The sequence below is a fragment of the Actinoplanes sp. HUAS TT8 genome (genome assembly GCF_051380535.1).
GTDB lineage: Bacteria > Actinomycetota > Actinomycetes > Mycobacteriales > Micromonosporaceae > Actinoplanes.
In genome coordinates, this window is sequence record NZ_CP195646.1 from 8093163 (window position 1) to 8116607 (window position 23445).

Genomic DNA, 23445 nt, shown 5'->3' on the forward strand with positions numbered 1-23445 from the left:
GGGTGTGCGGTATCGGTCAGGGCTGGTTCGGGGTGTCCTTCGGGCGGCGGGTCACCGTGCGGCGGCGCTTGGGCTCCGTGCCGGAGCCCAGGAGTTCGGCCGCTTCCTCGCGGTAGCTGGGTGTACGCGGGGACGGTTTGGTGGTTCCCATGTCAGCTTCGGTCGTGGTCGCCGCCGCGGAATCAGCCTCCGAACCGGCCTTGGACTCAGCCTGCGCGTCGGCCTGGAACTCGGTTCGGGCCTCGGCCTTCGCGTCGGCTTTGAGCTCGGTATCGGGCTCGGCATTCGGGGCGGCCTGCTCCGGCGCCGACTTGGGGGCGGTCTGCTCCGGCACCGACTTCGTGGTGGACGGTTTCGCCGCGGGCTTCTCGGCCGCGGGCCGGGCGGTCCGGGGGCGCGGCTTCCGGGCCGCCGGCGTTTCAGTGGCGGGCGGTGTACCGGTGGGGGCCGGCGTGTCAGCGGCGGGCGGCGTGTCGGCGGCGGACGGCGACGTGGAGGCGTCGGTCTCCTCGGCGGCGGCTCGGGCCGCGACCGTCTCGGCGGCCTTTATCCAGGCGGCGGGCGCCTTGCGGGTGGTTGCGGAGCCGGGCTGGCGGCCGGGCGTAGTGCCGCTGAGACGGTCCTGGGCCCGGGACAGCGGGCGGTTCGGCTCGGTGGTCCGCTTCTGGTCCGCGCGCTTCGTGGCCGGCTTGGCGGCGGGCTTCACGGTTGCCTCCGCGACCTCCGCCACCGGCCCCTGAACCGCTCCGACCTGCTCATCCGCAACCTGGTCATCCGCAACCTGGCCGGCCATGGCCTGCTCATCCGCGGCATCTGCGGGCGCGGCCGGAGCGACCGGGCCTTCGGCGGACGGGGCGGCGTCGGCCGGAGCGTCGCCGGCCGGCTCGGAGTCAGAGGGCTTGGCGGGCTGGGTCGTCGGTGCGGCTTCGGCCTGGTGGATCGAGGGGCGTTCGGTGGTGCTCTCGATCGTGTCGGCCTCGGGCTGCTTCGGCGTGAGGGCAGAGGTGCCGGGCTCGGACGTGCGGGACGATTCGGGCTCCGGCTGGGTTTCGGCCGCCTCGACCTCGTGGAGCGACGGGCGCCGAGGCTCGGCGGTCCGGGCCGAAGGGACCGGCTTGGACGGCTGGCGCGTCGGGAACGGGACGATCGGCGGCTTGGACTCCTCGCGCTTCTCCGTTTCCGGAGTCGTCATGGTCTTCTGCTCGCTCACCGTCTCGGGCCGGACCTCTTCGGAGGCCGCCACCTTCTCGACCGCCTGGCCCGGCACCTCACCGACCGCGTCCTTCCCGATCGGCTGGGTCGGGGCGTCGGCGGCCGGGCGGTTCTCCAGGGGCTCGGTGGGGGCGTCGGCGGCCGGGATGTTCTCGATCGGTTCGGTGGGGGCGTCCGAGGCCGGGATGCTCTGGGCCGGGACCAGCACCGGGTCGGGGTAGGCCGGGGCGGACTCGACCTTGGTGGTTCCGGAGGCGGCGGCGACCCGGGCGACGCCCTGGGCGGCCGAGGTCTTCGGCGGGTTCAGGTCCGTGGCCGGGGTTTCGGAGGCCGGCTTCGGGGACGGGCGGCTACCGCCCATGCGGGTCATGCCGGTAGCCGACCAGTCGGTGGCGTTCGGGCCGGTGAGCAGGGCTACCCGGCGGGGAACCGGGGCCGGCCAGACGCTGCGGCGCCGGGTGACGCCGTCCCGCTTGGGGCTCTGACGGTCCTGGTCGGCGGTGTGCTTCCCGGCCGTGTCCTGGTTGTCGCCCGACCGATCCGGATCAGTCTCACCTTCCGGATCAGCCTTTCCGGCCGGACCGGTCTTGTCGCCGGCCTCGCCGCTCGGACGGCGGCTGTCGCTCGGGCGGGATTTGTCGTCCGCCGCGGGCTTGGGGTCGGCCGGGGTGGGCTGGTCGCCGGAAGTGGGGTCGGCGGCCGAGCGGATCAGCTGGTCGGCCGGGGTGAGCTTGGCGGCTCGGGTGCGGGCGGCCTCGGCCAGGGCGGCGGCGGCCCGGGCTTCGGTCTGACGGGCGCGTTCCGGGGCGGTCTTGGCGACCCAGGCGCCGACCGCGGTGGCGTGGAACTCCGGGATGTCGGCCGGGGTGTCGGCACGGCGGCGGGCGGGGCGGGCGGCGGGCTGAGCGACAGTTTCGGTGGTGACCGCGGGGGTCTCCCCCAGCAGGCTCAGCGGGGTGCCCGGGGCCGGTGTCTGGGCACCCGGCGCGGAGATCTCGGCCGACCGGGACGGCGAGGGGGACGTCGGGGCCGGGATGGGGAGGGCGCCGGGGACGACCGGGGTGAGTCCGTTGGGGCGGATCGCCGTGGTGGGGGCCGCGGTCATGGTCGTACCCGAAGCGGTGGGGTTGCCCCCGGACGGGCCGGAAGCAATCGACGTACCGGAAGAAATGGGGGAAACCGGAAGCGAATCGCCTGCCGTGCCCCCGTCGGGGTTGGTGGGTGGCCAGGCGAACTGGGGCAGTGCCGGGGGCCGGCTCGGCTCGGAATCGGCGAGCGTGCGCGGGCGGTGGGCACCCCGTTTCCGGGCCGGGCCGAAGCCGAACAGGCCGCCCGGACCGAAACCCGGCACCTGGTCGAAATCGGTCGCGGCGTCGAAGGAGCGCCGGCCGCCGCCAGGGAGGGCCGGTGCTTCGAGGGCGCGCAGCGGTAGCGGCGCTCCGATGGCCCGCATGAGGTCGGGGACCTGGCTGGGCTCGACCACGTAGACGATCTCGCGGCGGCGGGACGGCAGGGTGAGAACGATCACGCCGGCCATCAGCAGGATCGCGCCGAGCGAGAGCAGTCCCCACGCGGCCGGGTCGAGCCAGCCCGGGCGGGCCTCGACGGTTCCGTTGAGGCGGATGCCGCGGGCGCCGTCGGCATTCATGATCACCAGGCTGTAGTTGCCGGTGACCTCGCCCGGGGTCCATCGGAGGGCGCCCCCGCCGGTCCGGTACCAGATGTCCTGCAGGCCCGGTCCGGACGGCAGGGCTCGACGGCCCTCGATCCGGGTCGTGGTGATCGGCAGTTCGCCGGTGCCCACCTGCACGCCGGTGACCTCGGTGAGGGCCACCCCCTGCAGGTAGTCGGCGACGTCCTCGGACGGGGCCAGGCCGACGAAGGCCGGTCCGCCCGAGGTGAGCGCGGTGATCCGCAGCTCGGTGTCGCCGATCCGGGCGAACTTCGCGTCGTCGCGGAGCAGGCGGTCGACGTCGGGGACGACGATCGCGTACCCCGACGTGCTGAGGCGCTGCAGCTCAGCGCTGTAGGCACCACCGGCGTCGCGGTGCCGCAGCGCGACCCACAGGCAACCGCCCGCCAGCAGCGCGGGCAGTCCGATCGTCAAGAGCATCATGCCGAGGACCGGCTTGATCAGCCGCATCGTTCATTCCCCCTTCTCGGGCCCCACTGCGCGCACCATACCGAGGCAAATAACCCCAAAATGGGCAAACGAGCAGGCCGCCCTCGATAGATACGGCAAAGGCCCGATCCCGTACGGAATCGGGCCTTAAGCCTGGAGGAAACTGGCCGAAAGGGTAGAAAAAGGTCAGCGAACCTTGGCTGTCATGGTGAAAGTGCTCTGATCAATGTCGGACGTGCGCGCGGTGAACTTGAACGTCCAGTCCCCGGCCTGCGGCAGCGCGATGTCGCCGATCGCGTGGAAGTCGGTGATCCGCAGCAACGGGATCTCGATCGGCTCGATGCCCTTGGCCGGCAGCGACGCCGTGGCCTTCCACTCGACCACCGGCTGCGGTTTGTTGTCCGGCGTGTACGCGTACAGGTGCATCGAATTGTTCCCGACCGTGGCCGGATAGATGTCCACCTGCAGGGACATCGTCTTGTCGGTGAGCGTCTGGGTCACCGTGGTGTCGGTGGTCGTGGTCTGCGCCGCCTCCGCGGTGCGCGGCGGCGAGATCTGCACCAGCGCGGCGGTCACACCCAGCACCACCGCGGTGATCCCGAGCTCGGCCAGCACGATCCGGCGCAGCGCGCGCGGCGACTCCTCGGCAGCCCGGTCCTTGACCAGCTTGCGGGAGAACGCGGCCACCCCGATCACGATCGCCGCGAGGGCGACCTTGACCAGGATCAGACGCCCGTACGTGCTGTTGAACAGGCCGCTGAGCGTGGAGACCTCGATCAGCGCCTGGACCACGCCCGCGAAGATCAGCGCGCCGACCGCGGTGAACGCCCAGCGCGACCAGATCGGCAGGATCGCGCCCAGCTCGCGGGCATTGGCCCGGGGCAGCAGGAACGCGAAGAGCATGACCAGGCCGCCCAGCCAGACCGACATGGCGGCCAGGTGCAGCGCGTCCAGCACCACCGAGACGCCGGCCACCGGGGAGGCGGTCGGGTGCCCGGTCAGCGGCCAGGTGGCCAGCGCGGCCACGCCCAGGACACCGAGCAGAGCCAGGTCCAGCTTCGACCCGCCGTCACCGGCGACCAGCAGCGGCCGGAGCAGGAACGCGGCGGCCACCACGACGGCCAGCCGGACCAGCATGACCGCGCCGAACGTGCTGCCCAGCACGTCGCGCAGATCACCGACCCGGACGTCGAACAGGCCGGTGCCCAGCGTGTACGGCGCCTGCAGCCAGATGCCGAGCACGGTGCTGCCGGCCACCAGGCCGATGCCGGTCCAGATCAGGCGGCCGGGGCCGCGGCGGGACAGGCGCTGCGGCCAGAGCAGCGCCAGGACCAGCACCGGGCCGACGAGCAGGACGAGACCCGCGTACCCCAGATACTTACCGACCGGGATGATCGCCCGGACCACCGGATCGACCCGGGTCTCGGCGGCGATGTCGGCCGAGGGTGGCGTCGAGGCCGCCCCCACCGAATACGTGATCGTGCCGGCCACCGGGTGACTGTCGGCCGAGATCACCCGATAGGTGACCAGGTACGTCCCCCGGGCGCCACCGGACCGCAGCGGGATCGTCACGGTGTTGCCGTCCACCGTCGGCTCACCGGCGTCGGCCCGGGAGTTGTCCGGTGCCAGCACCTGGATCTTGCCGGAGATCAGCTGCACGGACTCGCTGAAGGTCAGGGTCACCTTGTTCGGCGCGTCCGGCACGATGTTGCCGTTATTCGGGTCGCTGCTGACCAGCGCGGCGTGCGCGCTGGCCGGCCCGGCCGAGAACAGCACGCCGATCAGGCCGATCAGCAGGCCGAGGAGGACTGTCGCTCCCCGGCGTCGGTCAACGGTCATGACGGCCATGTTCTCCGATCACCATCCGTTCGGCCACGTTCGGGTAGTCGCCCGCGGCGTACGCATGGTTCCAGATCGAGCTGGGACGCGTACGATGCCGGTCGTGACGGCTGGTGAGCAGGAGACGGACGAGACCACCGCGCTGGCGCTGGCCGCCCGCGACGGCGACCCGGTCGCGCAGGCCGGATTCGTCCGCGCCACCCAGACCGAGGTGTGGCGGTTCACCGCCGCGCTGGTCGACCCGGGCGCCGCGGATGATCTCACCCAGGAAACCTACCTCCGGGCGTTCCGGGCGCTCGACACGTTCCAGGGGCGGTCGACCGTGCGGACGTGGCTGCTCGGCATCGCGCGGCGCACCTGTGCCGATCATCTGCGAGCGGTCGTACGGCGTCGTCGCCTCGACGTCCGGCTGGCCGCGCAGGCCGCCACCGAGAGTCCGGCGCCCGACCCGGCGCACAGGCTGAGCAGCGCGGATCTGCTGAGCCGGCTCAGCGACGAGCGGCGGACCGCGTTCGTGCTGACCCAGGTGCTCGGATTGTCGTACGCCGAAGCCGCTGAAGTTGAAAATGTCCCGGTAGGGACGATTCGCTCCCGGGTGGCCCGGGCCCGCGACGAGTTGATCACAGCGGTGGCCAAGGCCGAGGCGAGCTGAGAGTTTTCTGGAGAAGCGCGATGATCGGGAACCGGTGTCCGATCATCACCGTCTAACTGGGCGTGACCATGGAAACCACCACGCGGCCGGCACTGTGGCCGTGGATCTCCACCCTGGCCCGGCTCGGGCTGGCCGCAGTCTGGCTGGTCGCGGGCGCCACCAAGGTCGGTGACCTGGCGGAGTCGGCGCGGGCCGTGCACGCGTATCAGCTGATGTCGTACGACGCGGCCAAGGTCGTCGGCGGCATCCAGCCGTTCCTGGAGATCGCGCTCGGCCTGCTGCTGCTGATCGGCCTCTCCACCCGGCTGACCGCGGGGATCTCCGCGGTGCTCCTGCTGATCTTCATCGCCGGGATCGCCTGGGCCTGGGGCAAGGGGCTGCGCATCGACTGCGGCTGTTTCAGCTCGGGCGGCGAGCTCGGCGCCGGGCGCAACACGCAGTACGGGCTGGACATCGTGCGTGACCTCGGTTTTCTGGCACTCTCGGGGATCCTGTTGTGGAGACCGCGGTCCCGGTTCTCGGTCGATGGCGCGCTGATGGGGGAGTCGTCTTGAGCAAGGGCAGTCGGGATCGGGCGGCCAACGCCCGCCGGATCGTCGAGCAGCAGAAAGCGGCCGACAAGCGCCGCAAGGTCACCCTGTGGACGTCGGTGGTGGTGGTCGTGGCGCTGGTCGTCGCCGGCTTCATCGGCTACGCGACGATCTCCAAGCAGAACAGCTCCACCACCGGTGCGCTGGTCACGCCGAGCGCCGCGGTGGACGACGGGACGGCGTTCTCGGTCGGCACCGGCGCGGTCACCGTCGATGTGTACGAGGACTTCATGTGCCCGATCTGCAACCATTTCGAGCAGCAGAGCGGCGCCACCCTGAAGAACTACCTGACCGCCGGCAAGATCACCCTGCGGTATCACCCGGTGTCGATCCTGGACCGCGCCTCCAACGGGACGGAGTATTCGACCCGGGCCGCCGGGGCCGCCGCGGCCGCCGCCGAGGAGGGCAAGTTCACCGAGCTGCACGACGTGCTCTACGCCAACCAGCCCGAGGAGAACAGCGACGGCCTCTCCAACGCCAAGATCATCGAGCTGGCGAAATCCGTCGGGTTGACCAGTGACAAGTTCGCGAGCGCGGTCAACGCTGGTACGTACAAGGCATGGGCGACCAAGGTGACCGAGACGTTCTCCTCGCGCGGCTACACCGGCACGCCGACCATCGTGATCAACGGCACGCAGCTCGTCGGGCCCGGCGACACCCTGCCCACCGACGCGCTGCTCACCCAGACCGTCGACAAGGCGGCCGGGTGAGGCTGCTCGGCGTGGCACTGATCGTGGCCGGTGCGGTTCTCGCGCCGGCCACGGCCGCGTTCGCCCACGGCGGCGAAGGGGCGAACGTCACGTCGTACCGGACCACCATCAGCGGCGTCAGCAGCCCGATGAACGGTCTCACCGTCCGCACCGTCGAAGGCGGCGCCCGGCTCGAACTGGTCAACAACACCGGGCGGTCGATCGAGGTGCTCGGCTACTCCGGCGAGCCCTACCTGGAAATGCGCCCGGACGGCGTCTACCAGAACCTCTCCTCCCCCGCGGCCTACGTCAACCAGACCCTGGCCGGCGACACCCCGGTCCCGACGACCGCCGACGTCACCATGCCGCCGACCTGGCAGAAAATCGCCTCCGGCACCACGATCCGCTGGCACGACCAGCGCACACACTGGCTCGGCTCGGCCCGCCCACCCCAGGCCGTGGCCGACCCTGATCACGCACACCGCCTCCGGGAATGGGCCGTGCCCCTGCGGGATCAGGTCCGGGTCTTCGAGATCCGGGGGACACTCGACTACGAACCACCGCCGGTGACCTGGGCCTGGTGGGCCGGGGCGGCCCTGCTCGGCGTCCTCCTGACGGCCCTGGTCCGCTTCCGGTCACGGTTGGTGGGGCCACTCGCGCTTGTCGCGGGTCTGACAGTTTTTGCGTACGCGGTGATGAGAGGTCTCGACGGCGCGGGCTGGTCCGGGGTGCTTTTCGCGACCGGGGCGCTGGCGGTGGGGGCGGCGTGGAAACATCCGCCGTTCTTCCTCGCGCTGTCCGGGTTCGTGCTGGCGGCGTTCGCGGGGTTCGGCAGTTCCGACGCCTTCCTCGCCGCGGTGGTGCCGGCTGTGGGGGCGGGGTGGGTCGCCCGTGCCTGCGTGGCCGTGACGATCGGGGCGGGTGGGGCGCTCGCGTTGACCGGCCTCCTCCGCATGCGCGACGCCGTCCAGGAGCCGACCCCCGTCGCCGCGGCCTGACCCATCGCCGTGGCCTGACCCGTCGCCGCGGCCTGACCCGTCGCCGTGGCCGGAACCTGCGCCGTGGCCTGATCCTGCGGCGCAGCCCGGCCCTGCGCCGCAACCTGGCCCCGCGCCGCGGCCGGAACCGGAGCCGGCTGGCGCTGACGGTTGTCACCCGGCCCCGGCAACAGCCCTCAGCTCCAGCCGAGCCCGCTCAGCTGGCAGTCACGGTCGCCATCCGGCCCCGGTAACGACCGCCAGCACCAGCCGACCCCGGCCACCTGTGATCACGGCGTTGTCTGGCCGGTCGACAGCCCGCCGGCACCGGCAGCGAACGAAGTAGCCAGAGGGCTAACCGCGTGGTCAGCCGCGGCCGGGGTTGTCCGGGGCCGGGGGTGGCCGGGGTCAGCCGGGGCTGGGGGGGGGTGGCCGGGGCCGGGGGTGGTCGGGGTCAGCCGCGGCTGTTGAGGTAGCCGAGGACGACGGCGGTCCACCAGGCCAGCTGGGAGATCAGCGTGGCCGCCGCCGCGCGGGCCAGCAGGGCGGTCGAGGGTGTCGGGTGGCGGGTCAGTTCGGACATCAGGATCCCGGCGTAGATCCCGTTGAGGCCGACCACCAGCACCGCGATCGCCTTGGGGCCGGCCGGCACGCCCAGGAACAACCCGGAGACGAGCAGACCGGCGAAGCCGGCCCACGTCGGGAAGTGGGCGCCCTGGGCGGTGCGCAGCACGTCGGCCAGGGTGGCGCGGCGGGCCAGCCAGCGCAGGCCGAACCAGTCGACCAGAAGGACCGCGCCGAAGCCGACGGTCATCGAGCCCAGGTGTACGAAGAGCGCGACGTCGTGCACCACCCCTTCGGTGGGGCGGCGCGGGGCCGCGGCCAGGACCGCCAGCCAGCATAGGACGACGGCGGCGACGCCCCACACGGGTGAGGTGGGGCGCCGGTGCCGGCCGGTTATGACAACCACACCTGAGGAGACGGTGGCCGGGACCACGGACAACAGAAATCCGCGCCGGATGTAGACCGTGGGTGGGTCCGCCGCCGCCGGATCGTTCCTAGCGTCGATCCCATGATTGAAGTTGACGGATTGGTGAAGCGTTTCGGGGCGGCGACCGCGGTGGACGGGTTGTCGTTCACGGTGCGGGCCGGGAAGGTGACCGGGTTCCTCGGGCCGAACGGGGCCGGCAAGTCGACCACGATGCGGATGATCCTGGGGCTGAACCGGCCCAGCGCGGGTCGGGCGACCGTGGCCGGGAAGGCCTATCGGGAGCATCGCGCGCCGCTGACCGTGGCCGGGGCGCTGCTGGAGGGCGGGGCCGTGCATCGGGGGCGCACGGCCCGGGAGCATCTGCTGGGCCTGGCCCGGACGCACGGGATTCCGCCCGGCCGGGTCGGCGTGGTGCTGGAGGAGGTCGGGCTGGCCGGGGTCACGAAGCGGGCCGGGGCGTTCTCGCTGGGGATGGGGCAGCGGCTCGGGATTGCCGCCGCGCTGCTCGGGGATCCGGCCGTGGTGATCCTGGACGAGCCGGTGAACGGGCTGGACCCGGACGGCGTGCTGTGGATCCGCACGCTGCTGCGCCGGTTGGCCGGTGACGGCCGTACCGTCCTGGTCTCCAGCCATCTGATGAGCGAGATGGCGGTGACCGCGGATCATCTGCTCGTGATCGGGAACGGTCGTCTGCTGGCCGATACCGGGATCGACGCACTGCTCCGGCGTACGACGAGCCTGGTTCGTTCGCCGGACGCGGCCCGGCTGCGTGATGTGCTGGTCGCGCTCGGGGCGACGGTGACCGCGCGTGAGGCCGGGCGGCTGGAGGTGGCCGGCCTCGGCGTCGAGGAGATCGGGGCGGCCGCGGCCGAGCACCGGCTGGCGGTCTACGAGCTCACCGGCGTCAAGGCTTCGCTGGAGCAGGCGTACATGGAGCTGGTGAAGTCATGATCAAAGTGACGTTTCCGCGGGTGGTGGCCGCCGAGCTGGGCAAGCTGCGGGCGCTGCGCTCGACCTGGGTGATGCTCGGTGTGGTGGCGGTCCTGACCGTGGCGCTGGCCGGGGTGATCGGCTGGAACGCGAACCGGCTGCCCGGCGCGTCCAATACGCCCTCGGAGATCATCGACCGCGCGTTCCTCGGGGTGGACGTGTTCTCCCTGTTCCTGGGCGCGTTCGGGATCACCGCGATGACCGGCGAGTACAGCTCGGGGCTGATCCGGGCGACGTTCGCGGCGGTCCCGCGGCGGCTGCCGGTGCTGTGGGCGAAAGCGGTCGCCCTGGCCACCCTGGCCGTGCCGCTGATGCTGCTGGTCTGCGCGGTGTCGCTGGTGGTGAGCCAATCGTTCGCGCCGTCGGCCGAGCGACTCGGCCCGGGCGATCCGGACGTGCTCCGGGCGATCGCCGGGGCGGCCGCCGCACCGGTGGCCCTCGCGCTGATCGGTCTCGGACTGGGCGCCCTGCTGCGGCACACCGCCACCGCGATCACCCTCTACGTGCTGCTCATCCTGGTCGCCCCGGCGGTGCTCAGCCAGACGCTGCCGGCCTCAGTCGGCGATCACGTGCTGAAGTTCATCCCGGTCGCGGCGGCGCAGGCCCTGTACGCCGTGAAGAGCACCGGCAACCCGTTCACGATGCTGAATCCGGGCCCGGCCGCGCTGGTCACCGCCGGCTGGGTGCTGCTGGTCCTGGCCGCGGGCGGGGTCGTGCTCTGGAGACGGGATCCGTAGGTGGTCCACACTGGGCCGATGAGACCGCGGGCGGTGGACGCCGGGATCGCTGCCCTGGCTGCTCTGGCCTGCGGGATCATCCTGACCGGCCGGACCGGGGCGACGGTCACCGCGACCGGCCCGGCCGACTGGATCGCCGTGGTGCTGCTGCCGGTCCCGCTGGTCGGGCGGCGCGACGCCCCGGTTCTGGTCTTCGCACTGGTCACGAGCTGCTTCTGGGCCACCCAGGCGGCCGGGTTGCAGAATCCGGGCGCACTGCTGGTCCCGTTGCTGGCGCTGCACACGCTGGCCCGGCTGCGGCCGGCCCGGTACGTCTGGGTCGCGGCGGTCCTCACCGTGCTGCCCGGTCTGGCCGGCCGGGACAACTGGGTGGCTTTCGGGGCGGTCACCGCGATCGTCGTGGCGACCGCGCTGGCCGGGATCAGCCAACGGACCCGCACGGCCTACCTGCACGAGTTGGAGGAGCGGGCCGACCAGCGGGCCCGCCTCGCGGTGGCCGAGGAGCGGGCGCGGATCGCCCGGGAGATGCACGACGTGGTCGCCCACCACATCGCCGTGATGATCGCGTTGTCCGACGGCGCCGCCGCGACCGCACCCGGGGATCCGGGCCGCGCGGCCGAGGTGATGGGTCAGGCGTCCACGGCCGGGCGGCAGGCGCTGGGCGAGATGCGCCGGCTGGTCGGGCTGGTGAACGGCACGGCCTCAACGCGCACACCGCAGCCGGGGCTCGACGACATCGGCCCGCTGGTCGAGCAGGTCCGGGCCGCGGGGCTGCCGACCACGCTGGTCCGGGAGGGTGTTCCCGGGGACTGGGGTCCGGGCGCGGGCCTGGCCGTCTACCGGATCGTCCAGGAGGCGCTGACCAACACGCTCAAGCACGCCGGGCCGGCCGCCAGCGCCGAGGTGACCCTGCGCTACGACGACGAGAACGCGGAGATCACGGTGGTGGACGACGGGACGGGCCGGCCGCGGGCGGCGCCGGACGACGCGCACGGGCTGGCCGGGATGCGGGAGCGGGCCCGGTCGTACGACGGGCGGGTCGAGGCCGGGCCGCGGGCGGGCGCCGGCTGGCGGGTCCACGCGACGCTGAGGTTCCGATGAGCGTCTCGGTGCTGCTGGTGGACGATCAGCCGCTGCTCTCGCTGGGCCTTCGGCTCGTGCTGGAGGCGCAGCCGGACATCACCGTGGCCGGCGAGGCCGGGGACGGGGCGCAGGCCGTCGCGATGACGCGGGCGTTGCGTCCGGACGTGGTGCTCATGGACGTACGGATGCCTGTTCTTGATGGCATCGAAGCGACCCGGCGGATAATCGCCTCCGGGAGCACCGCCCGGATCTTGGTCCTGACCACGTTCGACCTGGACGAGTACGTCTACGCCGCGCTGCGGGCCGGGGCCAGCGGTTTCCTGCTCAAGGACGTGCCGCCGGCCGACCTGATCGGCGCGATCCACGCGGTCGCGGGCGGGCACGCGGTGGTCGCCCCGGCGGTGACCCGGCGGCTGCTGGACACGTTCCTGCCGCATCTGCCGAGCCCGGGTGAGGCGTCGCCGAAGACGGCCCGGCTCACCGAACGGGAACGTGAGGTCCTCGTCCTGGTGGGCCGGGGTCGCTCGAACGGTGAGATCGCCGAGGAGCTGCACGTGTCCGAGGCGACCGTGAAGGCTCACGTCGGCCGGCTGCTCGGCAAACTCGAATTACGTGACCGGGTGCAGATCGTCGTCTACGCCCACGAGAACAGACTGGTTTAGATCGCTCGTTGGGATCGCTCGTTCAGATCGCGATGTCGTCCACGTTCACGTTGACGCCCAGGACGCGCAGGCCGTAGCTCTCCACGGCCTCGGTCACCTTCTGCTGCACGGCGCTGGTCACCTCGGCGACCACGGTGCCGACGGCCAGGACGACCACGATGTTGACGGTCACCGTGCCCTCCTTGACCTCGGCCGACACGCCCCGGCTGGCGTCGCCGACAGTGTCCAGGCCGACCTTGTCGAGCACGCTGTTGAAGAATCGGGAAACGTCGCCACCCAGGTCGGCGACGCCGGGCACGGTCCGCGCGGCCGCGGCGGCGATCTTCTCGACCACCTCGCCGGAGACGGTGGTGTTGCCGGACGCCGGGGTGGTGCCAGTGGGCTCGGTCATGACCCTTGTACTCCGCTCTTGACGCAGATTCTGCGACTCCGCCGGGGAGCGTACTGAAGATCCGCCGCGGACCGCCAGACCGGTATCCGACTGTCCGTAGAGGAACACCGGAAATCGCACCGTCCACCGTGGTCGGAATGCGGAAAACGGTGGGATCAAGCCGCTTCGAAACGGATTCCCACATCGGCATCTAGCTGGGAAAACGTGGCACATTCGATTCGTCGGGGAGCCGGTAACGTGTGATTAACAGGCTCGGGAGGCGTCATGGAGAATGACCACTACGGCGATGAGCTGACCCTGCGGTTGTCCGGCATCGCCGACATCACCGCGCTCGACGACGATCTGGCCTTGACAACCTTCATGCGCAACCTGGTGACCCGGATCGGGATGACCGTCATCGCCGGCCCGATGGTCGCCACCGAGGCCGGCCCGCCGGAGAAAGCCGGCAAATCGGCCGTCGTGATCCTGGCCGAGTCGCACGCCGCCATTCACACCTATCCGCACCTGCGCGAGATCTTCGTCAACGTGTTCTCGTGCAAACCGTTCCGCGAGGCCGACGTGCTGGCCGAGTTCCGCCGCCTCGTCGGCGACTACCGAATCAGCGAGCATTCCCTGCGGCGCCGGGGTGAGGAATGGCCGCGCGACCTCGCCGCGGCGGAGCAACTCTGGAGCGGCCACCGGGCCGCACTATCGTCGGTGCATGACTGAAAACGTGCGTCTCAGCGCCGGCGACGCCGCGCCCGACTTCTCCCTTCCGACCGATAACGGCGACCGGCTCTCGCTCAAGGACCTGCGCGGACGCAAAGTCGTCCTCTACGCGTACCCGGCCGCGATGACACCCGGCTGCACCAAGCAGGCCTGTGACTTCCGCGACTCGCTCGCGTCGCTCCAGGCCGCCGGTTACGAGGTGGTCGGCATCTCCCCCGACAAACCGGCCAAACTGGCCAAGTTCCGCGAGCACGACGCGATCACGTTCCCGCTGGTCAGCGACGAGGACAAGAGCGTGCTGACGGCGTACGGCGCGTTCGGCGAGAAGCAGCTCTACGGCAAGACGGTGACCGGCGTCATCCGCTCCACGTTCGTCATCGACGAGACCGGCGCCATCGAACGCGCCCTCTACAACGTCAAAGCCACCGGCCACGTCGCCAAACTCCGCCGCGATCTCGGCCTGGACTGACCGTCCGAACTTCGGGAAACCCCGCAGGTCCGGGCCCATCGCGCCGATGAGGAGAGCACTCCAGGCCGTTGGTCACCGGGCTCACGGCGGTCGTCATGCGGTACCCAACCCGCAAGGCGGCCGCCGTGCACGGCCACACCGCGAACATCAAGACCATTCCTGAGATCAAATTCATTTGGTCCCATGTCCGCCGTGGTCCAGACCGTCGCTCCCGCGGGGACCCTTGCGGTCTGAGCTGGCCGCTGCGCGTCCAAAACACTCAGCCCACAAGGGCGACGTGGTCGGGTGGTCCCGCTCAAAGCAAAACCCGGTCAACGACCCACCCCGCTCCACGCCCCACGCCGCCCGCTCCCCCGCCCCAGGCCACTCGCCCCCAGGCCGCCCGCCCCCTACGCCAGGCCGATGCCACTCACCCCCCAGCCGCGGCTCGCGCTGCTCGGCTGGCGCTGACGGCTGTAAAAACGGCCGGATACAGCCGTCAGCACCAGCTCACCCCCTGCCGCGGATCGCGCTGCTCGGCTGGCGCTGAGGGCTGCAAAAACGGCCGGATACAGCCGTCAGCACCAGCCGGAGTCGGAGCCCACGCCGCGGCACGGACTCGCCGCGAACCCCGCGAGGCAGCTGCCACACACGGCCCGGCCGCGCTCGCGGTCCCGGCTGGTGCTGAGGGTTGTAAAAACGGCTGGATACAGCCGTCAGCGCCAGCTGGAACCGCGAGCCGCGCCGCGACCTGGACTCGCCGCGGACCCCGCGAGGCGGCGGTCGCACAAGGCCCGGCGTGGGGTGGATACGGGGAGTAGTGGGGGGTGGGGGGACACGAACGGGCAGAACCGAGGCGCCATTGCGGGGGCTTAGCGATTAGACTCCAGCCAACGCTTTGCTCTAGCTGGGCAAAACGGGCGGGAGTGGCGAAATGGCAGCCGCGCGGGTTTTAGGTGCCCGTGCCCGAGAGGGCGTGAGGGTTCGAGTCCCTTCTCCCGCACCGAATGGAATGACCGCTTGGGGTTCGGCGGTGGTTTTCCACAGGTTGTACACATAGCTTTCGGGATGATTTGCGGCTTCCGCCTGAGGGGCGAGCCAAGCGCATGTGATGACGGCTGCGGGTCCTGACCGATTTGTATAAACAGCTATCTGTGGGCGTGAGCGCTTGCGTTCGGGGAACCGGCTGTGGACGGGTTTGCTGCTCTGACCGCAACCAACCGACCACGTCGCCCTTTCGGGCTGAGCGTTCTGGGCGCGCCAGCGCCCTGCTCAGGTCGGAAGGGTCCCCGCGGGAGCGACGATCTGGACCACGGCGAACCTAGGCAATGAAGATCTTGAAGTTGATCTTTTGGCAGGCGACAGCCCCACCATGCGGGGGCGGGTGGGGCTGTCGACTGGGGGGCTGCGGGATCTGGCTAGCCGCAGCTTGCGGGCTTGGGGGTGGAGGCGAGGTCGAGGAGGGCGTCCTCGGTGGTGCCCGGTACGGCCGCGGCCGACTCGAGCAGCGGGGCCACCGAGGACGCCGTGGGGGGAACGGTGGTGGGCTTGGCGGGTGCGGACTTCTTCGCCGTGGGGGACGGCGAGGACTTGGTCGTGGACGTCGTCTTGACGGTGGTGGAGCGGCCGGAGACCGAGGTGGACGTCTTCTGGACGACGCCCGGCTTCATGGCGATGCCGGAGACCGTCGTCGTGTTGCCGTAGACGTCGGTGATCTTCAGTTTGTACGGGCCGGAACCGGCGCCGCTGTCGATCAGCCAGTAGTTGTAGTCGGTGCGGTGTGCGGACTTGAACGAGCCGCCCGAACCGGAGACCTGGACCGATGAGAGCAGGTTGGCGTGGTTGTCGATGCGCGCCGCGAACCAGTACTGCGACGCGCCCTCCTTGATCCGGACCGTGATCGGACCGGGCACGGACGGGTTCGTGACCAGCTTGTACGTGATCGGGATGATGCCGTCGACCTCGCTGCCGATCTTCTTGAACGCGGTGCGGCTGAGGTCCAGGTGGCCGGTGTCACACTCGGGGCACGAGTCGAAGACCTTCACCCGGACCGTGCCCTTGGGGCCGGTGACGTCCAGGTAGGCGCCGCAGGAGGCGCCGGCGGCGTACTGGTCCGGGCCGAGCGCCACGTACAGATCGTCCGCGGGAGTCTCGAACGAGCAGTTGCCGGACGTGCCGGCCAGGTCGTAGAAGGTCGCCTTGCCGGACTTCTTGCTGGTGCTCGGCGGCGCGGCACACGCCGACCCACCGGTCTGCAGCAGCAGCGCCACGCCGATGATGCCGGCGAGGACAGCGGCGCCGCCGGCGGCGAGCCAGCGGGTCGGGAACGGGCGTCGATGAGCACTCACGCTCAGCGATACTTCTTGGGCCGGGCGCTTCCGGCAAATCTTCTAAGACACTCCTAAGACACTTGTACCGCTAATGAGTGCGGCATCACTCCACCGGTGTCACGGAGTCGCCGAGCCGCAACACACCGACATCACCGGCGGCAAGATCCGGGATCAGGTTCACCGCGAACATCAGGCCGCCGTCGATGCGACGATGCTTTCCCAGTACGTGCAACGGCTGCCGCCCGGCGTCACCGGTCTCCTGATCGATCGTCGTCACCCGGCACCGAGCACAGTGCTTGGCGACGCGGAACATCATCCCGCCGATCCGCAGCCGGCCGCCCAGCCAGCCGTCCTCGGCCCAGGCCGGGGCGCCCTCGACCACCAGATTCGGCCGGAAGCGATGCATGGGGACCGGCTCGTCGCCGCCCTCGATCAGCCAGTCGTTGACCGCGTCGAGCGAGGCGGTGTTGGCCAGCAGCACCGGGTAGCCGTCGGCGAAACTGACCCGGTCGTCCGGCGTCGCGAACTCCGGAATCGTGCGGCTGGTCGGGTCGGACTGCCAGACCAGGCGCGCCTCCTGCCCGAGGAAAGCGCTGACCCAGGCCGACTCGGCGACCCGCCCCGGGTACTCCGGCTTGTTGCGGAACACCCGGATGCTGATCTTGGGGCCGTCGGCCGGCTCGTCCAGGTCCAACGTGGGCCGGCCGGGCGCGGACAACCGCAGGCCACCGGGACGCGGCTCGGCCCGCAACCGGGTCAGGACCGGCATGTCCCGCTGCGTGATGCCGACACCGTCGGCGTTCACGATCATCCAGCGGCGGTCACCCCGGAAACCCCAGGGCTCGACCGCGGCCTCGGTGTGGTCCAGCCGGTGACAGCCTTTGACCGGATATGTGTGCAGCTCGACGATCCGCATGGCATCCAGCTTTTCACGTTCTCGTGGTCAGCTGGTTTTCATGTTGCCGGAATAGGGTGGGCCGGTGATCACACGGATGTGGCGGGGATGGGTGCGCACCGACCAGGTCGAGGCGTACGTGGCGTACATCGATCGGACCGGCCTGTCGGCGTACCGGGGGACGCCGGGCAACCTCGGAGCCCAGATGTGGACCCGCGACCTGGGGGACGGCCGCTCCGAGGTGACCACGGTGAGCTGGTGGGCATCCCTTGACGTGATCCGCGGATTCGCCGGGGAGGACATCGAGCGGGCGGTGTTCTATCCGGAGGACGACGCCTACCTGATCGAGCGTGAGCTGACCGTCACCCATCACTTCGTGGCCCGCGACAGCGGCTGATGCTGCTCCTGCTGGATCTGGACAACACGCTTGTCGATCGCGACGGGGCGTTCCGGGCGGCGGGGTCGGCGTTTCTCGCTGACCACGGGCTGCCGGCGGGGGATCTGGACTGGTTGATGGCGGTCGACGGGAGTGGGTACACGCCGCGGGACGAGGTGGCGGCGGCGATTGCCGGGCGGTACTCGGGAGTGGTGCCGGCTGCTGAGATTCGGGGCTTTCTGGATAACGGGGGTGCCGATCGGGTGACTCTGGTGCCGGCGGTGCGGCTCGCGCTGGCCGAGACCCGCGCGGTCACGGTGATCGTGACCAACGGGCGGGTCACCCAGCAGACGGCGAAGATCCGCAACAGCGGGCTCGACGAGCTGGTGGACGGGTGGGTGATCTCCGAGGCGGTCGGGTTCAAGAAGCCGGCGGCCGAGATCTTCCACGCCGCGGCCTCGGTCGTGGGGCGGGCGCTCTCCGAGGCCTGGGTGATCGGGGACTCGGCGCGGGCGGACATCGGTGGTGCGCACGCTCTCGGGCTGCCCAGCAGCTGGATCTCGCTGGGGCGTGCCTGGACCGAGTCGTCCTACCGCCCGACGCATGTCGAGTCCAACGTCGCGACAGCGATCCGCCGGGCGGCCGGCCAAGCGTCGAGCTGACGCCTGCCCCGTTGGAGTGACGCTGCGCGGGACACCGGGTGGGTTACTTTCGGCGGGTTCGGGGGGTTCTTTTGGCAGGCGGGGATTCGCGCGTCTAGCGCTCTGAAAGTTTTCATGCATATGGTGTGGGCGTGAATGACGGAGTGGTCAGGACCGCCGAGCGGGTGCTCGACCTGTTCCAGGGGGCCCGCCTGACGCCGACCCAGCGGCGGATCGCCCACAGCCTGGTCGAACACGCCGCGAAGGCCGCCTACCTGTCGGCCGCCGAGGTGGCCGAGCTGGCCGGGGTGAGTCAGCCGTCGGTGACACGGTTCGCGATGGCGCTCGGCTATTCCGGATATCCCGCGCTGCGGCGGGAGCTGCGGGCCCTCGCGTCGGACGCCCCCGGCGAGCCGGCCGGCGAGAACAGCATGCAGCGGGCGGTGCTCGCCGAGACCGAACACCTCCGGCGGCTGGCCGAGGAACTTCAACGACCCGATGACGTACGCCGGGCCGCCGAGCTCCTCGTGGCCGGCGGACCTCTGCCGGTGCTGGGGTTGCGGGCGGCGGCACCGCTCGCGGCGTATTTCGGGTATTTCGCGGCGAAGGTCTTCCCGGACGTCCGGGTTCTGGACAGCGGGGGGACCGGGCTGCTCGACCGGCTGGAACAGGCCCGCGCCGCGGGTGCCGGTGCGATGCTGGCGATCGTGCTGCCACGGTATCCGCGCGAGTCGGTCGAGGCGGTCCGCGAGGCGAAGGCGGCCGGGTATGCGGTGGTCGCGATCACCGATTCGGCGGTGAGCCCGGTGGCCGACGACGCCGACGTGGTGCTGCCGGCCGCGGTGGGCACGCGGCTCGTGTTCGACCTGCACACCGGACCCATGGCGATGGCGATGGTGCTGCTGGAGGCGATGTGCGACGCCGCACCCGAGCCGGTGCAGCGTCGGCTGGAGGAGTTCGAGGCGTCCGCCGCTCGACGGAACATCTTCACGGCGTGATGGAGGAGAACATGACCGGGATTCGTGCACCGCACGGTTCGACGTACACCGCGATGGGTTGGCCGCAGGAGGCCGCCAAGCGCATGCTGCTCAACAACCTTGACCCGGATGTGGCCGAACGGCCCGAAGATCTTGTGGTGTACGGCGGGACCGGTCGCGCCGCACGGAACTGGCCGTCGTTCCACGCGATCGTCCGCGAGCTGGACACGTTGCGCGGCGACGAGACGCTGCTGGTGCAATCCGGCAAACCGGTCGGTGTGCTGCGCACCCACGAGTGGGCGCCGCGCGTGCTGATCGCGAACTCGAACCTGGTCGGCGACTGGGCGACCTGGCCCGAGTTCCGCCGGTTGGAGCAGCTCGGCCTGATGATGTACGGCCAGATGACGGCCGGCTCGTGGATCTACATCGGCACGCAGGGGATCCTGCAGGGCACCTACGAGACGTTCGCGGCGGTGGCGGCCAAGCGGTTCGGCGGGGATCTCGCCGGGACGCTGACGCTGACCGGCGGGTGCGGCGGGATGGGCGGCGCGCAGCCGCTGGCCGTGACCATGAACGGTGGCGTCTGCCTGATCGTGGACATCGACCGGACGCGGCTGCAGCGGCGGGTCGACACCCGATACCTGGACGTGATCGCCGATAACCTGGACGACGCGATCAACCGCGCCCTGACCGCCAAGGCCGAGCGGAAGGCCATCTCGATCGGCGTCGTCGGCAACGCCGCGCTGGTCTTCCCCGAGCTGCTGACCAGGGGAGTCGCGATCGACATCGTGACCGACCAGACCAGCGCGCACGACCCGCTCTCCTACGTGCCGGTCGGTGTGGAACTCGAGGACGCGGCCGAGCTGGCGCGCGATAAACCGGACGAGTACACCGATCGTGCGCGCGGCAGCATGGCCAAGCAGGTGGCCGCGATGGTCGGCTTCCAGGACGCCGGCGCGGAGGTCTTCGACTACGGCAACTCGATCCGCGGTGAGGCGCAGCTGGCCGGCTACAACCGGGCGTTCGACTTCCCCGGGTTCGTCCCGGCCTACATCCGGCCGCTGTTCGCCGAGGGCAAGGGCCCGTTCCGCTGGGCCGCGCTCTCCGGCGACCCGGCCGACATCGCGGCCACCGACCGGGCCGTGCTCGACCTGTTCCCGGAGAACGAGCCGCTCGCGCGGTGGATCCGGCTGGCCGGCGAACGGGTCGCGTTCCAGGGGCTGCCGGCGCGGATCTGCTGGCTCGGTTACGGCGAGCGGGACAAGGCGGGCGTGCGCTTCAACGACATGGTGGCGCGCGGCGAACTGAAGGCGCCGCTGGTCATCGGGCGTGATCATCTGGACTCCGGGTCGGTGGCCTCGCCGTACCGCGAGACCGAGGCGATGCTGGACGGCTCGGACGCGATCGCCGACTGGCCGCTGCTGAACGCGCTGGTCAACACCGCCTCCGGGGCGAGCTGGGTGTCGATCCACCACGGTGGCGGGGTCGGCATCGGGCGCAGCATCCACGCCGGCCAGGTGTGTGTCGCGGACGGGACCGCGCTGGCCGGGCAGAAGATCGAGCGGGTGCTGACCAATGACCCGGCGATGGGCGTGCTGCGTCACGTCGACGCCGGTTATGAATCAGAAGCCGCTTCCGGCGTACGGGTTCCGATGCGCGATGAGTGACTTCGCAACCCTCTGGGCGGAGATCGCCGGGGTGGGACGGGCCGCGAACGGCGGCTATCTCCGGTACGCGCTGACGCCGCCCGAGCTGACGCTGCGCGAGTGGTTCCGGGGCCAGGCCGGTGAACGCGGGATGACCGTGACCGAGGACGGCAACGGGAACCTGTTCGCGTGGTGCGGTGAGCCGTGGGCGCCGGGGACCGTGCTGACCGGGTCGCATTTCGACTCCGTTCCGGGTGGTGGGGGTTATGACGGGCCGCTCGGGATCGTCAGCGCGTTCCTCGCCCTGGACCGTCTCGAATCGCCCGGGAAGATCGCGATCGGCGCGTTCGTCGAGGAGGAGGGCGGCCGCTTCGGGGTGCCGTGCCTCGGCTCGCGCCTGATGACCGGGGTGATCACGCCGGAGCGGGCGGCCACGTTGACCGACCGCGACGGGATCACCTTCGGCGAAGCGCTGGGCGGGCTGCCCAGCGGGCCGAACGGGCTCATCAGCAACCTGTCGGCCTTTGTCGAGCTGCACATCGAGCAGGGCCGCGCCCTCGAAACACCCGTCGGGGTCGGCAGCGCGATCTGGCCGCACGGCCGCTGGCGGATGGAGTTCGCCGGGGCCGGCGACCACGCCGGGACGACCCGGATGACCGATCGCCGCGACCCGATGCTGGCCTTCGCCCACACCGTCCTCGCGGCCGACGAGGAGGCCCGGCTGATCGGGGCGCACGCCACCGTCGGCCGGGTCGAGGCCGAACCGAACGCCACCAACGCCATCCCGTCGATGGTCCGCGGCTGGCTGGACGCCCGAGCGGCCGACACCGGCACCCTGGACCGGCTCCTGGAGTCGGTGATCAAGCGGGCCACCGAGCGGGCCGGCCGCGACGGCACCGAGCTGTCGGTGGTCGCCGAGTCGGTGACCGACGAGGTCGCCTTCGACACCGAGCTCGCCCGGCGGCTGTCCGAGCTGCTCGGGGACGCGCCGATCCTGCCGACCGGGGCCGGTCATGACGCCGGGGTGATGTCGGCACACGTGCCCACGGCCATGCTCTTCGTCCGGAACCCGACCGGGGTGTCGCACGCCCCGGCCGAGAGCGCCTCGGACGAGGACTGTGTGGCCGGGATCGAGGCGCTGGCCACGGTTCTCGAGGCGTTGACGTGACCGTTTACCTGGCCGAGTACGCCTGGGTCGACGGCGCCGTGGCGCGAGACGTCCGCATCGAGGTCGCCGACGGGCTCTTCACCACCGTCTCGGCCGACTCGGTGGATCGAACGGGCGTGTTCCTGCCCGGTCTCGTCCTGCCGGGCCTGGCCGACGCTCACTCGCACGCCTTCCACCGGGCCCTCCGCGGTCGCACCCACCACGATCGGGGCAGCTTCTGGACCTGGCGTGACCTGATGTATCAGGTCGCCGGCCGCCTCGACCCGGACAACTACTTCGCGCTGGCCCGGGCGGTCTACGCCGAGATGGCGCTGGCCGGGATCACGTGCGTGGGCGAGTTCCACTACCTGCACCACGGCCCGGACGGCACGCCGTACGACGACCCGAACGCGATGGGTCACGCGCTGACCGCGGCCGCCGCCGAGGCCGGGATCCGGATCACGCTGCTCGACACCCTTTACCTCACGGCGGGTGTCGACGGTAAGCCGCTCGAAGGCGTGCAGCGGCGCTTCGGCGACGGCGACTACGACGGCTGGTACGACCGGTTCGACCGGCTGCGCGGCGACGACCACGCGCGGATCGGGGCGGCGCTGCACTCGGTGCGGGCCGCGCCGGCCGACGGCATGGCCACCTTCGCCCACCGCACCGACGGCCTGCCGGTCCACGTGCATCTCTCCGAGCAGCCGGCCGAGAACGAGCAGTGCCGGGCCGTGCACGGCTGCTCCCCCACCGAGCTGCTGGATTCCATGGGTTTCTGGCAGCCGATGACCACCGCGGTTCATGCCACCCACCTCTCCGAGAACGATCGCAAGTTGCTGGCCGGCCAGTACGCCTGCTTCTGCCCGACCACCGAGCGGGACCTGGCCGACGGGATCGGCCCGGCGCGGGCCCTGGTCGACGGGGGCACGCGGCTCACCCTGGGCAGCGACAGCCACGCGGTGATCGACCTGTTCGAGGAGGCGCGCGGCGTGGAGCTGGACGAACGGCTGGCCACCCTGAAACGCGGGCACTTCGGCGCCGACGAGCTGATCACGGCGGCGACCCGGGACGGGCACGCGTCGCTCGGCTGGGCCGAGGCCGGGGAGATCGCCGTCGGCCAGCGGGCCGACCTGGTCGCGGTGTCGCTCTCCAGCGCTCGGACGGCCGGGGTCGACCCGGCCGGGCTGGTCTTCGCGGCGACGGCGGCCGACGTGACCGACGTGATCGTGGACGGCCGGCCGGTGGTCGCCGAGGGCCGGCACCGGTCGATCGACGTGCCGGACGCCCTGCGGAAAGCGATCACGGCGGTCCTCCCATGAACGAGCTGGCGAGACGGCCGCGG

Annotated in this window: 22 protein-coding genes and 1 tRNA gene; 17 read left to right on the forward strand and 6 right to left on the reverse strand. The window is 71.2% G+C overall.

Features of this window, described 5'->3' with window-relative positions; all coding sequences use genetic code 11:
- Positions 1-16: 16 nt before the first annotated feature.
- Both ACSHV8_RS35835 and ACSHV8_RS35840 read right to left on the reverse strand, forming a co-directional pair.
- Entirely contained in the window at positions 17-3355 is a 3339-nt protein-coding gene (locus ACSHV8_RS35835; protein WP_436523183.1) for a hypothetical protein, read from the reverse strand.
- A 165-nt stretch (positions 3356-3520) separates the two neighbouring features.
- On the reverse strand, positions 3521-5182 hold the full coding sequence (locus tag ACSHV8_RS35840) for a copper resistance CopC/CopD family protein (protein ID WP_436523185.1): 1662 nt from the start codon (positions 5180-5182) through the stop codon (positions 3521-3523).
- An 85-nt stretch (positions 5183-5267) separates the two neighbouring features.
- Between ACSHV8_RS35840 and ACSHV8_RS35845 the strand changes: the two genes are divergently transcribed.
- From ACSHV8_RS35845 to ACSHV8_RS35860, 4 genes are all read left to right on the forward strand, one after another.
- On the forward strand, positions 5268-5825 hold the full coding sequence (locus ACSHV8_RS35845) for a sigma-70 family RNA polymerase sigma factor (protein ID WP_436523187.1): 558 nt from the start codon (positions 5268-5270) through the stop codon (positions 5823-5825).
- 68 nt (positions 5826-5893) lie between these two features.
- Positions 5894-6379 (forward strand): MauE/DoxX family redox-associated membrane protein, encoded by a 486-nt coding sequence (locus tag ACSHV8_RS35850; RefSeq protein ID WP_436523189.1) that lies wholly within the window; start codon positions 5894-5896, stop codon positions 6377-6379.
- On the forward strand, positions 6376-7125 hold the full coding sequence (locus ACSHV8_RS35855) for a DsbA family protein (RefSeq protein WP_436523191.1): 750 nt from the start codon (positions 6376-6378) through the stop codon (positions 7123-7125). The genes ACSHV8_RS35850 and ACSHV8_RS35855 overlap by 4 nt, the downstream gene beginning before the upstream one ends.
- 11 nt (positions 7126-7136) lie before the next feature.
- On the forward strand, positions 7137-8102 hold the full coding sequence (locus ACSHV8_RS35860) for a hypothetical protein (protein WP_436523193.1): 966 nt from the start codon (positions 7137-7139) through the stop codon (positions 8100-8102).
- A 433-nt stretch (positions 8103-8535) separates the two neighbouring features.
- On the opposite strand, the gene ACSHV8_RS35865 is transcribed toward ACSHV8_RS35860, so the two are convergent.
- Positions 8536-9051, reverse strand: coding sequence for a hypothetical protein (locus ACSHV8_RS35865; protein WP_436523195.1), 516 nt, complete (start codon positions 9049-9051; stop codon positions 8536-8538).
- A 102-nt stretch (positions 9052-9153) separates the two neighbouring features.
- On the opposite strand from ACSHV8_RS35865, the gene ACSHV8_RS35870 reads away from it, so the two are divergent.
- Genes ACSHV8_RS35870 through ACSHV8_RS35885 form a run of 4 tightly spaced genes read left to right on the forward strand, consistent with a single transcriptional unit; the run spans position 9154 to position 12544 of the window.
- Positions 9154-10023, forward strand: coding sequence for an ATP-binding cassette domain-containing protein (locus ACSHV8_RS35870; RefSeq protein WP_436523197.1), 870 nt, complete (start codon positions 9154-9156; stop codon positions 10021-10023).
- Positions 10020-10799 (forward strand): hypothetical protein, encoded by a 780-nt coding sequence (locus ACSHV8_RS35875; RefSeq protein WP_436523199.1) that lies wholly within the window; start codon positions 10020-10022, stop codon positions 10797-10799. The genes ACSHV8_RS35870 and ACSHV8_RS35875 overlap by 4 nt, the downstream gene beginning before the upstream one ends.
- Before the next feature lie 18 nt (positions 10800-10817).
- Positions 10818-11900, forward strand: coding sequence for a sensor histidine kinase (locus tag ACSHV8_RS35880; protein WP_436523201.1), 1083 nt, complete (start codon positions 10818-10820; stop codon positions 11898-11900).
- Positions 11897-12544: a response regulator gene (locus tag ACSHV8_RS35885; protein ID WP_436523203.1), complete on the forward strand. Its 648-nt coding sequence runs from the start codon at positions 11897-11899 to the stop codon at positions 12542-12544. The genes ACSHV8_RS35880 and ACSHV8_RS35885 overlap by 4 nt, the downstream gene beginning before the upstream one ends.
- 22 nt (positions 12545-12566) lie before the next feature.
- On the opposite strand, the gene ACSHV8_RS35890 is transcribed toward ACSHV8_RS35885, so the two are convergent.
- On the reverse strand, positions 12567-12935 hold the full coding sequence (locus ACSHV8_RS35890) for an Asp23/Gls24 family envelope stress response protein (protein WP_436523205.1): 369 nt from the start codon (positions 12933-12935) through the stop codon (positions 12567-12569).
- A 264-nt stretch (positions 12936-13199) separates the two neighbouring features.
- On the opposite strand from ACSHV8_RS35890, the gene ACSHV8_RS35895 reads away from it, so the two are divergent.
- The 3 genes from ACSHV8_RS35895 (at position 13200) to ACSHV8_RS35905 (ending at position 15094) form a co-directional block, all read left to right on the forward strand.
- On the forward strand, positions 13200-13643 hold the full coding sequence (locus ACSHV8_RS35895; RefSeq protein WP_436523207.1) for an S-adenosylmethionine decarboxylase: 444 nt from the start codon (positions 13200-13202) through the stop codon (positions 13641-13643).
- Positions 13636-14112, forward strand: a complete 477-nt coding sequence (gene bcp / locus ACSHV8_RS35900; protein ID WP_436523209.1) for a thioredoxin-dependent thiol peroxidase — start codon at positions 13636-13638, stop codon at positions 14110-14112. The genes ACSHV8_RS35895 and bcp overlap by 8 nt, the downstream gene beginning before the upstream one ends.
- A gap of 899 nt (positions 14113-15011) precedes the next feature.
- Positions 15012-15094 (forward strand) — tRNA-Leu (locus ACSHV8_RS35905).
- Positions 15095-15509: 415 nt separating this feature from the next.
- Here ACSHV8_RS35905 and ACSHV8_RS35910 read toward each other — a convergent pair.
- Both ACSHV8_RS35910 and ACSHV8_RS35915 read right to left on the reverse strand, forming a co-directional pair.
- Positions 15510-16439, reverse strand: a complete 930-nt coding sequence (locus ACSHV8_RS35910) for an expansin EXLX1 family cellulose-binding protein (RefSeq protein WP_436523211.1) — start codon at positions 16437-16439, stop codon at positions 15510-15512.
- Between the two features lie 85 nt (positions 16440-16524).
- Positions 16525-17337, reverse strand: coding sequence for an MOSC domain-containing protein (locus ACSHV8_RS35915; protein WP_436523213.1), 813 nt, complete (start codon positions 17335-17337; stop codon positions 16525-16527).
- A 64-nt stretch (positions 17338-17401) separates the two neighbouring features.
- Between ACSHV8_RS35915 and ACSHV8_RS35920 the strand changes: the two genes are divergently transcribed.
- From ACSHV8_RS35920 to ACSHV8_RS35945, 6 genes are all read left to right on the forward strand, one after another.
- On the forward strand, positions 17402-17713 hold the full coding sequence (locus ACSHV8_RS35920) for a hypothetical protein (protein ID WP_436523215.1): 312 nt from the start codon (positions 17402-17404) through the stop codon (positions 17711-17713).
- The gene (locus tag ACSHV8_RS35925) at positions 17713-18354 is read left to right on the forward strand and encodes an HAD family hydrolase (RefSeq protein WP_436523217.1); all 642 of its coding nucleotides are present in this window, start codon (positions 17713-17715) and stop codon (positions 18352-18354) included. Before ACSHV8_RS35920 ends, ACSHV8_RS35925 begins: the two co-directional genes overlap by 1 nt.
- 131 nt (positions 18355-18485) lie before the next feature.
- Positions 18486-19331 carry a MurR/RpiR family transcriptional regulator gene (locus ACSHV8_RS35930; protein WP_436523219.1) on the forward strand — a complete coding sequence of 282 codons (846 nt, stop codon included), beginning with the start codon at positions 18486-18488 and terminating at the stop codon, positions 19329-19331.
- A gap of 11 nt (positions 19332-19342) precedes the next feature.
- Positions 19343-20977, forward strand: coding sequence for a urocanate hydratase (hutU, locus tag ACSHV8_RS35935; RefSeq protein WP_436523221.1), 1635 nt, complete (start codon positions 19343-19345; stop codon positions 20975-20977).
- A complete protein-coding gene (locus ACSHV8_RS35940) occupies positions 20970-22124 on the forward strand; it encodes an allantoate amidohydrolase (protein WP_436523223.1) in 1155 nt (384 codons plus the stop codon). The genes hutU and ACSHV8_RS35940 overlap by 8 nt, the downstream gene beginning before the upstream one ends.
- On the forward strand, positions 22121-23422 hold the full coding sequence (locus ACSHV8_RS35945) for a formimidoylglutamate deiminase (protein ID WP_436523225.1): 1302 nt from the start codon (positions 22121-22123) through the stop codon (positions 23420-23422). The genes ACSHV8_RS35940 and ACSHV8_RS35945 overlap by 4 nt, the downstream gene beginning before the upstream one ends.
- Positions 23423-23445 lie beyond the last annotated feature (23 nt).

Coding starts and splice junctions, on each gene's coding strand:
- ACSHV8_RS35835 (WP_436523183.1), bottom strand. CDS start 3,355: ATGCGGCTGATCAAGCCGGTCCTCGGCATGATGCTCTTGACGATCGGA.
- ACSHV8_RS35840 (WP_436523185.1), bottom strand. CDS start 5,182: ATGGCCGTCATGACCGTTGACCGACGCCGGGGAGCGACAGTCCTCCTC.
- ACSHV8_RS35845 (WP_436523187.1), top strand. CDS start 5,268: ATGCCGGTCGTGACGGCTGGTGAGCAGGAGACGGACGAGACCACCGCG.
- ACSHV8_RS35850 (WP_436523189.1), top strand. CDS start 5,894: ATGGAAACCACCACGCGGCCGGCACTGTGGCCGTGGATCTCCACCCTG.
- ACSHV8_RS35870 (WP_436523197.1), top strand. CDS start 9,154: ATGATTGAAGTTGACGGATTGGTGAAGCGTTTCGGGGCGGCGACCGCG.
- ACSHV8_RS35875 (WP_436523199.1), top strand. CDS start 10,020: ATGATCAAAGTGACGTTTCCGCGGGTGGTGGCCGCCGAGCTGGGCAAG.
- ACSHV8_RS35880 (WP_436523201.1), top strand. CDS start 10,818: ATGAGACCGCGGGCGGTGGACGCCGGGATCGCTGCCCTGGCTGCTCTG.
- ACSHV8_RS35885 (WP_436523203.1), top strand. CDS start 11,897: ATGAGCGTCTCGGTGCTGCTGGTGGACGATCAGCCGCTGCTCTCGCTG.
- ACSHV8_RS35890 (WP_436523205.1), bottom strand. CDS start 12,935: ATGACCGAGCCCACTGGCACCACCCCGGCGTCCGGCAACACCACCGTC.
- ACSHV8_RS35895 (WP_436523207.1), top strand. CDS start 13,200: ATGGAGAATGACCACTACGGCGATGAGCTGACCCTGCGGTTGTCCGGC.
- bcp (WP_436523209.1), top strand. CDS start 13,636: ATGACTGAAAACGTGCGTCTCAGCGCCGGCGACGCCGCGCCCGACTTC.
- ACSHV8_RS35915 (WP_436523213.1), bottom strand. CDS start 17,337: ATGCGGATCGTCGAGCTGCACACATATCCGGTCAAAGGCTGTCACCGG.
- ACSHV8_RS35925 (WP_436523217.1), top strand. CDS start 17,713: ATGCTGCTCCTGCTGGATCTGGACAACACGCTTGTCGATCGCGACGGG.
- hutU (WP_436523221.1), top strand. CDS start 19,343: ATGACCGGGATTCGTGCACCGCACGGTTCGACGTACACCGCGATGGGT.
- ACSHV8_RS35940 (WP_436523223.1), top strand. CDS start 20,970: ATGAGTGACTTCGCAACCCTCTGGGCGGAGATCGCCGGGGTGGGACGG.